Here is a 12,635-nt window from a genome sequence, read left to right as displayed (position 1 = left end):
CCCACCGACTACCCCGCAGCCGACACCGCGGCCGACGTCCACGCCGCGCGCAACGCCTTCTTGTCCACCTTGCCGACCTTCGTCGTCGGCAGCCGGTCCAGCAGGACCGTCTTGCGGGGCGTGTACAGGTCGCCCAGCTCGGCGGTCACCGCCGCGCCGACCTCGGCCGGGTCGACGTCGGCGCCCTCGGCCGTGGCCAGGAAGACCTGGACCGCCTCGCCGAAGTCCTCGTCCGGCACGCCGAGCGCCGCCGCGTTGCGCACGCCGGGCAGGGTGAGCAGGAAGTCCTCCAGGACGCGGGAGTAGACGTTGTCGCTGGTGCTGCCGGTGACGATGATGTCCTTGGCCCGGTCGACGAGGTAGAGGTAGCCCTCGGCGTCGAGGTAGCCCATGTCGCCCGTGCGCAGCCAGCCGTCGTGCAGCGCGGCCGCGGTGCGCTCCGGGTCCTCGTAGTAGCCGAGCATCACCGACCTGCCGCGGACGCACACCTCGCCCACCTCACGGACGGCCAGTGCGGCCGTGTCGTCCTCGGCCCGGATCTCGATCTCGGTGTCGGAGATCGCGCGGCCGCAGCTGCGCCACAGCTCGGGCCGCCGGGCGGCCTCCGCGGCGAGTTCGTCCGCGCCGAACGCGGCGATGCCGAGCGCCTCCGACTGGCCGTACCCCTGGCTGAGTACCGGCCCGAAGACCTCGACCGCCTGCTGCAGCCGGCTCGGCGAGGTGGCCGCGCCGCCGACGACGATGCGCCGCAGCGCGGGCAGGGCGCCCGGCACGCACTCCGGGTGGTCGAGCAGCGCGTACATCATGGGCGGCACGAACATGGTCGCGGTGATGCGTTCCTCGCGCAGCGCCGCCAGGGCCGCGCCCGCTTCGAACTCGGGCAGGACGACGAGGGCGGAGCCCGTCACCAGCGCCTGGAGCGAGGTGAGATGGCCGCTGCCGTGCGTGAGGAGGGTGGCGGCGAGCACCCGGTCCGTGCCGGCGGCCATGGCGGGGAAGAACGCCGAGCGGGTGTCCCCCGCGGTGTCGTCCGCGGTGTCGTCCGCGCGGTCCATCAGCGTGTCGTAGAGCCGGTGGCTGTGCGCGGCGAGCTTGGGGCGGCCCAGGGTGCCGCCGGTGTAGAGGACGGTGACGGCCTCGTCCGCTGCGGGGGCCGGTATGCCCTCGGGGCGCGTCTCGGGGCACGCGTCGGCCAGCGCCAGCAGGTCCGCGCACGGCTGGTCGCAGGGGCCGAGGCCGAGCAGCACCGGGGCGTGGACGCTGCGGCCCGCGGCGTCGGCCGCGCGGGCCGCGAAGAGCGGGTCGGTGACGACGGCGCGCGCCCGCGACTGCTCGACCAGCGCGGCGAGTTCGCCGGGTCCGGGCTCGGGCGGCAGGAACACGACGCGGCAGCCGATGAGGTGGACGGCGAGCTGGACGAGCACGGAGTCCACGCGATTGGCGAGGAACAGGCCCACTCCGTCGCCGGGTTCCAGACCCTGTCCGCGCAGGGCGTGTCCGAGGGAGAACAGCCGCCGCCGGGCCTCGCCACGGGTCAGCCGCCGCGCACCCTGGACGAGCGCCTCGGCGTCCTCGTTCTCGTGCCAGTGCTCCAGGATGCGGTCCACGTACGTCCGGGGCGCGGTTGTTTGCTGTCCGTTGATGATCATGGGCATATGCAAACATGCGCCGCGGAAAGCGCAGACCCGCAGGGGGCACCTTCGGCCATTCCCCCGTGCAGTGTTATGTCCCTTTTTCGAGAGGCTAATGAGGATTCCTCATCCCGGCCGCGCAAGGCGGTGTGCGCCGAGGGCAAGGAATGCTGCCCGTCCGGTCCACGTGCCGGATCAGGCAAAGCGCACGCCTGTCACCTCCGGTTCTGGCACCGTAATGTCTTGGTGGTACGAGGTCACCGCGGTGCCGTACGCGTGTGGCCACGACCCCGGACCGGGACGGTCGTGTGGTGGTTGCCGTCGGCCGAGCCGGCCGGGACGAAGGGATGTCGCGCGATGGGTTCGGAAGCTGGCGACCGCGAGCCGTCGGTGCGTTCCGTGACCGGAACCGACGTGTTCGCCGCCGATCCGGAGGTCGGCCGGGACCTGGCCGGGGTGGACTGGGCCGCCACACCGCTCGGCCCGCCCGCGGACTGGTCACAGAGCCTGCGGGCCGCGGTCAACATCCTGCTGTCGTCCCGGTTCTCCATGTGGATGGCGTGGGGCCCCGATCTGACGTTCCTGTGCAACGCCGCCTACCGGCGCGACACGCTGGGCGGCAAGTACCCCTGGGCGCTGGGCAGATCGGCCCGCGAGGTGTGGGCGGAGATCTGGGACGACATCGGTCCCCGGATCGACGCGGTCCTGACGACCGGTCAGGCCACCTGGGACGAGGGCCTGTTGCTGTTCCTCGAACGCTCCGGGTTCCCCGAGGAGACGTACCACACCTTCTCCTACAGCCCGCTGCGCGACGACTCGGGAACGGCCGTGGGGATGCTCTGCGTCGTCAGCGAGGACACCGACCGGGTCATCGGCGAGCGGCAGATGGCGACCCTGCGGGACCTCGGCTCCGACCCGAGCGCGGTCCGCACCGAGCAGGAGATGCTGGCCTTCACCGGACGGCAGCTGAGCAGGAACCTGAAGGACCTGCCCTTCACGCTCACCTACCTCTTCGGCCCCGACGGCTCCGCGTCCCTCGCGAGCGTCTCCGGGATCCCCGCCGGCCACCCCGCCGCGCCCGTCACCGTCCGCGCCGACGACCCCCGCCCGCCGTGGCCCGTGGCGACGCTGAGACGCGGCGAACAGACCCTCGTCGGCCTCGGCGACCTCGCCGGGCTGCCGACCGGCGACTGGGCGGACCCGCCCGCCGAGGCCCTGGTGGTGCCGCTGCTGCAACAGGGCAGCACGCCCTACGGATTCCTGGTGGCGGGCACCAACCGCTACCGGCCGCTGGACGGCGGCTACCGGGCGTTCGTCGAGCTGGCGGCGGGGCACATCGCGGCCGGTGTCTCCAGCGCCCGCAGCTACGAGGCCCAGCAGCGCAGGGCGGAGACGCTGGCCGAACTGGACCGCGCCAAGACCGCGTTCTTCTCCAACATCAGCCACGAGTTCCGCACGCCCCTGACCCTGATCATGGGCCCGCTGGACGAGCTGCGCGCCCGTACGGCCGACGGGGACCCGCAGCTGCGCCAGGAGCTGGACCTCGTCCACCGCAACGCGCTGCGCCTGAGCAAACTGGTCAACACCCTGCTGGACTTCTCCCGCATCGAGGCCGGCCGGATGCAGGCCGTCTACGAACCGGTCGACCTGGCCACCGTCACCGCGCAGCTCGCCAGCGTCTTCCGGTCCGCCGTCGACCGGGCGGGGCTGGCCTTCGAGGTCGACTGCCCGCCGCTCGCCGAACCGGTCCTCGCCGACCGCGACATGTGGGAGAAGGTGATCCTCAACCTCCTCAGCAACGCGCTGAAGTTCACCTTCGAGGGCACCATCCGCGTCACCGTGCGCGGCGAGGACACGCACGCGGTCGTCACGGTCGAGGACACCGGCGTCGGCGTCCCCGCCGAGGAGATACCGCGGCTGTTCGAGCGCTTCCACCGGATCGCGAAGACCCGCGCGCGGTCCAACGAGGGCAGCGGCATCGGCCTCGCCCTGGTCCAGGAACTGGTCACCCTGCACAGCGGCACCATCACCGCGCGGAGCACCGAGGGCGAGGGCACCCGCTTCACGATCCGCCTGCCCTTCGGCACCGGCCACGTGCCCGCGGACGCCGTCGCCGCGCCGGGCGGGGCGACCGACGCGGCCGACGCCCGTACGGGAGTGACGGCCGCCGAACCCTACGTACAGGAAGCCCTGCGCTGGCTGCCCTCCGACACCGACTCCCCGGAACCCACCGGCTCCCCCGAACCCACCGGCTCCCCCGCCGACACCGCGCCGCCCGCGCGGGACGCCGAGGTGCCGGGTCCGGGAGCCGCGGCGCCCCCGGCGGCGCGGGTCCTGATCGCCGACGACAACGCCGACATGCGGCAGTACCTCACCCGCCTGCTGACCGGCGCCGGATACCGCGTGGACGCGGTGAGCGACGGACGCCGTGCGCTGGACGCCGTCCGCACGGCCGCCCCCGACCTCGTCATCAGCGACGTGATGATGCCCCGCATAGACGGTCTGGCCCTGGTGCGGGTGCTGCGCGAGGACTCCCGTACGGCCTCCGTGCCGGTCCTGCTGCTCTCGGCGCGGGCCGGGCAGGAGGCGTCCATCGAGGGCCTGCGGGCCGGCGCCGACGACTACCTGGTCAAACCGTTCGCCGCCGCCGAACTCCTCGCGCGGGTACGGGCGAACATCGAGCTGGCGCGGCTGCGCGGCCACCACGCGCGGTGGCGGACCGCCCTGGTCGACTCGCTGCAGGAGGCGTTCTTCGTCTGCGACGAGAACGGCGCGGTCATCGAGATCAACGCCGCCTTCGCCGACCTGCTCGGCCACGGCCCCGAAGGCCTGCCCTACGCCCCGGTCCACCCCTGGTGGCCGACCGCCGACACCGAGGGGGCGGCCGACGCGTCGTTCGCGTGGATGCGCGGCGGCAACGGCTCGCGGACCGTCCCCGTCGTCCACCGCGACGGCCACCGACTATGGGCGACCGTCACCTACGCCCAGGCGCAGGACCCCGACACCGGGCGCCGGGTCGTCGTGGGCACCCTGCGCGACGTCACCGCCGAGCACTACGCCATCCAGCGCGAGAGCGCCCTGGCCTCCCTCAGCACCCGGCTCTCCCGGGCCACCAGTCTCGGCGAGGCCCTGTCGGGCGCCCTCGCCGAGCTGCGGACGCTGTGGCAGGCGCGCAGCGTGCTGGCCGCCGTCTTCGACGGGCCCGACGAGCCCACCCTCACCGCCACCGAGCCGCCGACCTGGGCCGAGCTGCCCGAGGCCCGCCGCCGCGCGGTGCTCGACCTGCGCGGGCGCCCCGCGCTCATCCCCGTCCCCGGGGACACCGGGGCGGGCGTCGTCCTGGAGCACCCGCACGGGCCGATGGTCGTCTGGATCGACCTCGGCGAGCGCGCCTTCACCGAGGAGGACCAGCTGCTGCTGTCCCTGCTGGCGGGCCACCTCGCCCAGGGGCTGACCCGGGCCCACCAGATCGACCAGCAGCGCGAGACCGCCATCGCCCTGCAGCGCGCCATCCTCGGCCCGTCCCGGCTGCCCGAGGGCTTCGCCGTGCGCTACGAACCCGCCACCCGGCCCCTGGAGGTCGGCGGCGACTGGTACGACACCCTCACCCTGACCGACGGCCGGATCGGCATCGTGGTCGGCGACTGCGTGGGACACGGCCTGCCCGCGGCCACCGTCATGGGGCAACTGCGCAGCGCCTGCCGGGCTTTGCTGCTCCAGGACGCGAGCCCCGCGCGCGCCCTGATGGCACTGGACCACTTCGCCGCCGAACTGCCCGGCGCCATGTGCACCACCGTCTTCTGCGGCGTCCTCGATCCGGAGACGGGACGCCTGGTGTACTCCACCGCGGGGCATCCGCCCGGCATCCTCACCGACCCCGACGGCACCTCGCGGCTGCTCGACGGGGCGCGCTCCCTCCCGCTGGCCGTGCGGCCCGGCAGGACCCGCCCCGAGGCCGAGTGCACGCTGCCCGCGCGGGCCACGCTGCTGCTGTACACCGACGGGCTCATCGAGCGCCGCGGCCTGCCGCTGGACGAGGGCATCACCGAGGCGGGCGAGGTCGTGCGGCACCGCAGACACCTGGCCGTCGACGAGCTCGCCACCGAAGTGCTGCGGCAGCTGACCCCCGCGGACGGCTACGACGACGACGTGGCACTGCTGCTCTACCGCCATCCCAGCCCCCTGGCCCTCGCCTTCCCCGCGGAGTCCTCCCAGCTCGCGCCGGTCCGGCACGCCCTGCGCAGCTGGCTCTCCCGGTGCGAGATCCCGGTCACCACGAGCCAGAACATCCTGATCGCCGCGGGCGAGGCGTGTGCGAACGCCATCGAGCACGGGCACCGCGACGCCCCGGGCGACGTCATCCGCCTGCGGGCCGAGGTCTTCCTCGACGACCTGCGGCTGACCGTGGTCGACTCCGGCCGGTGGAAGATGCCGCACCCCGAGGCCAACCCGCACCGCGGGCGCGGGATCTTCCTCATGCGCGCGCTGATGCAACAGGTCACCATCACCCCCGGAGCCTCCGGCACCACCGTCGACATGCACGCGAGGATCTCGTCATGACCACCCAGCTGCTCCTCACGGAGAGCCCGCTCGCCGACGGCGCCCATCGGATCGCGGCGGCCGGTGAGATCGACATGACCAACGCCGACACCCTCGACCGGGCGCTGGCCGCCGTGTCGGGCCGGGTCGTCGTCGACCTCACCTCCGTCGGCTACCTCGACAGCGCGGGCCTGAACGTCCTGTTCGCCCACGCGGAGCGCCTGGAGCTGATCGTGCCCGCCCTGCTCGCCCCCGTGCTCGCGATCTCCGGGCTCACCGACCTGGCCACCGTGCGGTCGGACGGGCCGCCCGCGCCGCCGGACTGACTCCGTGCGCGCGGCGCAAGCGGGTCCGCGCCCTCTCCGGTTCGAAGGCGGACGGCGGCGGGCCTGCCCGTATCCCAAGGTCATACAGGGGTCAACAGCACAATATGGGGGGCTCGTTGGCGAACGGCAGGGACCCGGCGGCCGGACGTGCCACCATGAGGAGGCGCGAGGGCGAATCGCCGCCACGGCCCGGGGGCCCACTCCGCACCCCGCCGGGCGGCATCGGCGTGGAGTGCAGGAGAGCGCATTGAGGTTCCGGGAGCGGCAGATCCACGAGGTGGGCCACGGTCACCACCTGTGTCTGCCGTTCGACGACGAGGACGAGCGGCAGCGGCTCGTCGGGGCCTATCTGTCGGCGGGCCTGGACCGCGGCGAACGGCTGAGCTACTTCAGCGACCTCCGGCCCGTGCCGGACGTGCTCGCCTGGCTGGAGAAGGCCGGGGTGCCGGCGACGGCGGCGGCGGAGAGCGGCCAGCTGACGGTGGCCACCGCCGAGGACGCCTATCTGACGGCGGGCCGCTTCGACCCGGACGCCGCCGTGGCCAAGCTGCACCGCACCGTACGGTCGGCGCTGGCCGCCGGCTTCGCCGGCCTGCGGGTGAGCGGCGAGATGAGCTGGGCGCTGCGGGACGCGCAGGGCGCCGGGCTCCTGGAGGAGTACGAGACGAAGGTGAACCGGGTGTTCGCCGGGCGGCGGGCGTCGGCCATCTGCCAGTACGACACCCGCCGGTTCGGCGCGGCGCGGGTCGCGTCCCTGGACCGCAGGCACCCGGGCATCGTGGGGCTGGCGCCGCTGCACACCTCGCCGACGCTGCACCTGGTCCCCGCCTTCCAGGCGGGGCAGCTCTGTCTACGGGTGGAGGGCGAGGTCGACTACCACACCGCCGACGTGTTCGCGGCCGCGCTGCGGACCGTCGCGCGGCGGCCGGGTGACGTGCGGGTGGACATGAGCAGGCTCGACTTCATCGACCTCTCGGGCATGCGCATCCTCGCCCAGGCGGCCGATGAGCTGGCGCCGGGGCGACGGCTGCACCTCGTGGAGCTGGCGCCGACGCTGTGCGAGGTGATCCGCGTGGCCGGCTGGGACGCGGGCTCGTCCCTGGTGGTCAGCCCGCCGTCGCCGTGAGGAAGAAGTCCGCGCCGGGTCGTCCGCCCGGTCCCCCTTGGGGCGATCCGCCCGAACCGCCCCCGGATCCGGCGGCCGCGCGCCCGCTACCTATAGTTTCGCGAGTGCTTTCGCGAATACAGCGCAGAATTGATTTCTCCGTGTGGCGTCGACCGCGGGTGATCCTGTGGGCCACGGCAGGGGTGGTGGCCCTCGGGCTGCTCATCGCGCTGGAGATCGCCGCACGGCGCTACGGCGGCGAGCCGGGACCGCTCACCAACCAGGCGCGCGAGGTGATCTTCGCGCCGAAGCCGGGGCCGCTGTACGGCGGACTGGCGCTGATGATGGTGGTGCTCACCTGGCGCCAGCGGTTCGTCGCCGCCGGCTTCGCGATCGGCGTCGACCTCGTCTTCGTCCTGGTGCGGTGGGCGGTCGACGCCCATGTGCCCGAGGGGCAGGAGTTCGGCAACGGCGCGCTGTGGGCGATGCTGGGCTGCGCCGTCTTCGCGGTCACCCGCCGCACCGGCCGCGAGCGCGTGCTGCTCCTGAAGGGGGTCGGTCTCGGGCTGCTCCTGGTGGCGGGCCGCAAGACCGGCGACACCTGGCTGCTGATCACCGCGAAGACCCGTCCGACGGTGCTGGACCCCTATGTGGCGCTGGCCGATCACGCGCTGGGCAACCCGTCCTGGTTCGCGGGCCGCCTCCTGCAGTCCAGCGGTCCGGTGCTGACCCACGTCATCGACCTGGTGTACGCCCAGCTCGCGGTGGCCGCGGTCGTCGCCGCCCTGTACCAGCTGCGGAACGTGGCGCGCGAGGGCCGCTTCCCGCGCCATCACCTGGTGCGCACGTTCCTGGTGATCGGCCTGCTCGGCCCGGCCTTCTACATGATCTTCCCGGTGGTCGGGCCGATCTTCGCGTACGGCCCCGGCACCTCGGGCACCGGCGGACTGCAGTGGGCGGTGGCCGACCTGTGGCCGCACACCCCGCCCGGCATCGCGGTGCCGCACCCGGTGCCCTACGACGGCATCACACCGCGCAACTGCATGCCGAGCCTGCACACGGCGTGGGCCGTCGCGATCTTCGTCCACACCCGCAAGGGGCCGCGCCTGCTGCGCTACGCGGGCACGTTCTGGCTGGTCGCCACGCTCAGCGCGACGCTCGGCTTCGGCTACCACTACGGCGTGGACCTCGTCGCGGGCGTGGTGTTCGCGCTCACCGTCGAGGGGGCGCTGCGCGCGTTCGACCACGGCTGGGACCGCTCGGGCGTCCGCCTGGTCGCCCACGGCACGGGCGTCTTCGCCGCGCTCCTGCTGGCGTACCGCTTCCTGCCCGAGCAGATGGCCGCGCGCCCCTGGGCGGCCGGTCCGCTCGTCATCGTCTCGATGCTGTCGGTGATCCACGCGTACGTGCGCACCACCGGGGCGTGGGAGCCGAAGGCGGCGCCGACGCTCGAGCCGGAACCACAGCCGGAACCGGCCTGAGCGTCGGCGCCGGTCACCGCCGCCGGGTCGTCTCCCCCCTCTCCGTCACCGGGCGGTCGTGCCGCAGGTCGTCGAAGAGCCGGGCCGACCTGCGCGCGTCCCACGTGAGGACGTTGCCCTTGGAGGTGGGGACGCCGATCCCGGACACCGGCACGTTGATCTGCTTGCCCTGGCCGCCCGCGACGCCCCGCACGGCGCGGAACATCGTCCCGAGGTCGCGCAGGTCCATGTCCTCGTCGACGATGAGCGTGTCGAGCCCGGCCTGCGCGGCGGGGCCGGCCCGCAGCGGGTCGAAGAGGGTGTCGGGCCGGGCGGCCTGGTGGGCGAGGGTCGACAGGAACTTCTGCTGGTTCTTCGACCGGCCGAGGTCGCCCTCGCGTTCCTGGTGGCGCTGGCGGACGAAGGCCAGCGCCTGCCGACCGTCCAGGGTGTGGCAGCCCTTGCGCAGGTCGGCGCCCGACTTCTCGTCCACGATGTCCCGGTCCAGGCACATCCGGACCCCGCCGATGGCGTCGACGATGTTCACGAATCCGGCGAAGCCGATCTCCGCGTAGTGGTCGATGCGCAGGCCGGTGTTCCGCTCGACGGTGTGCGCGAGCAGTTCGGGGCCGCCGTAGGAGAAGGCCGCGTTGAGCTTGTCCCGCTCGGGGCGCTTGGTCTTGCCCGTGAGGGTGTCGAGGCGGCCGGGCAGGGTGACGTAGGAGTCGCGCGGCAGGCTGACCATGGTGGCGCCGTGCGCCCCGGTATGCACGAGCATCATCGAGTCGGTGCGCCGCCCGCCGCCTCCGCCCGCGTGCAGGTCCTCGACGTCGCCCTCGGAGAGCCCGTCGCGGCTGTCCGAGCCCACGATGAGGTAGTTGGTGCCCGCGCCGGGCGGCGGACGGTGGCCGTACGCGCCGAGGTCGACGTCGCGCCGCAGCCGGGACTCGGCCCAGCCGTAGGTGCCGCCCGCGACGAGGACCGGCACGACGAGGACGACGAGCACCGCCCGCCGCAGCCGCCTGCGCCGCTTCGAGCGCCGGGCGTGGGCGCGCCGGGGTCCGTAGCGGGAGCTGGGCCGTTCGGCGAACCGTTCGCGCTCCGCGGCGCCTTCCGTGAGGGTCATGGCCGGCTCCCTTCCAGGCTCCGCCGCGCCTCGTCGGCCGGCGGTTCGAGCAGGTACGGGTCGGCGGTCCCCGCGCGTTTCATGCTGTGCCACTTCAGGCGGGTGCCGAGCAGCGCCGTGGTCACCGAGTGGATGACCACGGCGTACATCAGCTGCCGGTAGACGAACTGCTGGAGCGGCAGCGCCCACAGCACGCGCAGCCGTTCCCGGTCGAGCCGCAGCGCGTACGCCGCGGTGGCGAGCTGGACGGAGAGGAACCCGAACCAGACGAGGGCCGCCTCCACGGGGTCGCGGAACAGCGCCCCGAACAGGGCGAACAGGTCGACGACGGGCGCGCACAGCGGCAGCACGATCTGGAACAGCGTGACGTAGACCATCACGCGCCGCCCGAAGCGTCCGCCCGGCCCGATCTCCGTCACCGCGTGCCGGTGCTTCCACATCGACTGCAGGGTGCCGTAGCACCAGCGGTAGCGCTGGCGCCACAACTGCCGCAGGCTGGTGGGCACTTCGGTCCAGGCGACCGCGGATTCCGCGTAGACGACGCGCCAGCCGGCCCGCCAGAGCGCCATCGTGAGGTCGGTGTCCTCGGCGAGGGTCTCGTCGCTGACGCCGCCGACGCCCATCAGGGCGTCCCTGCGGAAGGCCCCGATGGCCCCGGGGACGGTCGGCATGCACTCCAGGACCTCGAACATCCGCCGGTCGAGGTTGAAGCCGAGCACGTACTCCAGGTGCTGCCACGTGCCGAGGAGGTGGCGGCGGTTGCCGACCTTGGTGTTTCCGCTGACCGCGCCGACCGCGGGGTGGGCGAGCGGCTGGACGAGCCGGGCCAGCGCCTCCGGTTCGAAGATGGTGTCCGCGTCGACCATCACGACGATGTCGTACCGGGCGTGCGCGAGGCCGGTGTTGAGGGCGCTGGGCTTGCCGCCGTTGGGCTGGCGGATCACCGTCACGCGCGGGTCGTCGATGTCCTCGGCGATGTCGGCGGTCGCGTCGGTCGACCCGTCGTCGACGACGATGATCTGGAAGTGCGGGTGGGTGGAGGCGAGCAGCGAGTACACGGTGGAGGCGATGCCCGCCTCCTCGTTGTACGCGGGCACCAGGACCGTCACCGGGTCGCGCACCTCGCGCAGCCGCGGGGCGCCGGGCCGGTAGCGGTGGAGCCGGCGCACGTGGAGCCGGGCGAACAGCGCGAACAGGAGCATGCGCAGGACGCCGAGCACGCCCGCGAGGGTCAGCGTCCACACCATCACGGTGAGGAAGGCCTTGCCGAGCCGCTTCGCCCAGATCAGGCCCTCGCCCTTGACCTCCTGCGCGACCGGTACCTGGTCGACGAAGGAGGGCCGCCCGAGGCCGCCGCTGATGGTGGTGAACCGTTCGACGCGCGGGTCCCGCAGCAGGTCGCGCGCCTCGTGGTAGCCGAGGTCGGTCTGGCTGTGCTGCGTCACCTGGCCGCGCCACGGCTTGCGGTCCTTGTGGTCGGAGGCGACCACCAGGTACCCCTGTTCGGCGGCGCGGCGCGCGGCGGGCCACTGGGGTCCGCAGAGGGTGTCGGCGGCCGTGGTGTGCGGCAGGCGCAGCAGGGTGGTGCTGACGCCCGTCGTGCCCGCGAGGGCGCTCTGGGTGAGGGACAGTTCGAGGCGGGCGCGCAGCGGCGAGGCGACGCCGAGATCGCCGCCGCTGTAGGTGTACGAGCCGATCTCGTGGCCCTCGTACAGGATCCGCCGCATCAGGTCGGGGTGTTCGGCCGCGTCCTTCCCGTAGACGAAGAACGTCGCCCGTGCGTGGTGTCTGCGCAGCAGGTCGAGCAGGCGGGGCGTCCACTCCGGGTCGGGTCCGCCGTCGAAGGTGAGCGCGACGGTGCCGGGCGGCATGTTGGTGGTGGTGACGCCCTTGGGGCCGAACCGCAGCAGGGGTTTGCCGTCGTCCGCCGCGCGCGGGATCGGCCGGGTGCAGGGCGGTTTGGTGCGTGCGGCGTCGACCTGGTGGGTCGTCCAGCCCTCGAAGAGGAGGGTGACGGCGACGACGAGGAGGACGAGGAGGAGGACAAGCCAGTGTCCGCGCGGTGGGCGGCGGACACCGGCCCGCTCGCTCACTGCCCCGGGCTTCCGGCCGGCCGGGCGGCTCTGCCGTCCGCCGCGCCGCCGCTGTCGTGACCGGCGGCGGGCGCCGGTGCGTCGGTGCCCGGCGGGTGCGTGCCGACGGGTTCGAGGAGTCCGCCGGCCAGCGTGCCGACGAAAAGGAGATATCCGAGGCAGACGCAGCCGACGACGAGGCCGGCGCCCTGCAGTGCCCGTCTGCGCCAGCCCGACGGGTCGATGAAGACGGGCGGCCGGGACGCGGCCGGTGGTCCGGCCGGGCCCGGTGGGCGGGCGGGTGCGGACGGCGGCCGCCCGTCGTACGGTGTGCCGGCTATGTGGGGGGTGCCTTGCACTGGTGCTCCTGATCTGC

At 73.5% G+C, this 12,635-nt stretch carries 8 protein-coding genes; 4 read left to right on the top strand and 4 right to left on the bottom strand.

What is annotated here, in order from left to right; genetic code table 11:
• Positions 1-8: 8 nt before the first annotated feature.
• A complete protein-coding gene (locus ACFYXE_RS29680; RefSeq protein WP_389317719.1) occupies positions 9-1,649 on the bottom strand; it encodes a class I adenylate-forming enzyme family protein in 1,641 nt (546 codons plus the stop codon).
• A gap of 339 nt (positions 1,650-1,988) precedes the next feature.
• Here ACFYXE_RS29680 and ACFYXE_RS29675 point away from each other — a divergent pair, with 339 nt between their 5' ends.
• The 4 genes from ACFYXE_RS29675 to ACFYXE_RS29660 all read left to right on the top strand — a co-directional run bounded on the left by ACFYXE_RS29675 (position 1,989) and on the right by ACFYXE_RS29660 (position 9,082).
• Positions 1,989-6,191, top strand: coding sequence for a SpoIIE family protein phosphatase (locus tag ACFYXE_RS29675; RefSeq protein WP_389317716.1), 4,203 nt, complete (start codon positions 1,989-1,991; stop codon positions 6,189-6,191).
• Positions 6,188-6,496 (top strand): STAS domain-containing protein, encoded by a 309-nt coding sequence (locus tag ACFYXE_RS29670; RefSeq protein ID WP_361176500.1) that lies wholly within the window; start codon positions 6,188-6,190, stop codon positions 6,494-6,496. Before ACFYXE_RS29675 ends, ACFYXE_RS29670 begins: the two co-directional genes overlap by 4 nt.
• 247 nt (positions 6,497-6,743) lie before the next feature.
• Positions 6,744-7,622: an MEDS domain-containing protein gene (locus ACFYXE_RS29665; protein WP_389317712.1), complete on the top strand. Its 879-nt coding sequence runs from the start codon at positions 6,744-6,746 to the stop codon at positions 7,620-7,622.
• Positions 7,623-7,726: 104 nt separating this feature from the next.
• Positions 7,727-9,082, top strand: coding sequence for a phosphatase PAP2 family protein (locus ACFYXE_RS29660; RefSeq protein WP_389317709.1), 1,356 nt, complete (start codon positions 7,727-7,729; stop codon positions 9,080-9,082).
• A gap of 13 nt (positions 9,083-9,095) precedes the next feature.
• Here ACFYXE_RS29660 and ACFYXE_RS29655 read toward each other — a convergent pair whose 3' ends face one another.
• From ACFYXE_RS29655 to ACFYXE_RS29645, 3 genes are read right to left on the bottom strand one after another with little or no spacing between them, the layout of a single operon-like run.
• Complete coding sequence (locus tag ACFYXE_RS29655) at positions 9,096-10,187, bottom strand: LCP family protein (RefSeq protein WP_389317706.1); 1,092 nt, start codon at positions 10,185-10,187, stop codon at positions 9,096-9,098.
• Positions 10,184-12,280, bottom strand: a complete 2,097-nt coding sequence (locus ACFYXE_RS29650) for a bifunctional polysaccharide deacetylase/glycosyltransferase family 2 protein (protein ID WP_389317703.1) — start codon at positions 12,278-12,280, stop codon at positions 10,184-10,186. Before ACFYXE_RS29650 ends, ACFYXE_RS29655 begins: the two co-directional genes overlap by 4 nt.
• Positions 12,277-12,618: a hypothetical protein gene (locus ACFYXE_RS29645; protein WP_389317700.1), complete on the bottom strand. Its 342-nt coding sequence runs from the start codon at positions 12,616-12,618 to the stop codon at positions 12,277-12,279. The genes ACFYXE_RS29650 and ACFYXE_RS29645 overlap by 4 nt, the downstream gene beginning before the upstream one ends.
• Positions 12,619-12,635 lie beyond the last annotated feature (17 nt).

Source organism: Streptomyces sp. NPDC002564 (genome assembly GCF_042889645.1).
GTDB lineage: Bacteria > Actinomycetota > Actinomycetes > Streptomycetales > Streptomycetaceae > Streptomyces.
Note: the sequence above shows the minus strand (reverse complement) of the source record. Positions and strands in the feature narration are given on the sequence as shown.

Excerpts from the sequence above, each read along its gene's own strand:
- ACFYXE_RS29655 (WP_389317706.1), bottom strand. The coding sequence starts at position 10,187 with ATGACCCTCACGGAAGGCGCCGCGGAGCGCGAACGGTTCGCCGAACGG.
- ACFYXE_RS29680 (WP_389317719.1), bottom strand. The coding sequence starts at position 1,649 with ATGATCATCAACGGACAGCAAACAACCGCGCCCCGGACGTACGTGGAC.
- ACFYXE_RS29670 (WP_361176500.1), top strand. The coding sequence starts at position 6,188 with ATGACCACCCAGCTGCTCCTCACGGAGAGCCCGCTCGCCGACGGCGCC.
- ACFYXE_RS29675 (WP_389317716.1), top strand. The coding sequence starts at position 1,989 with ATGGGTTCGGAAGCTGGCGACCGCGAGCCGTCGGTGCGTTCCGTGACC.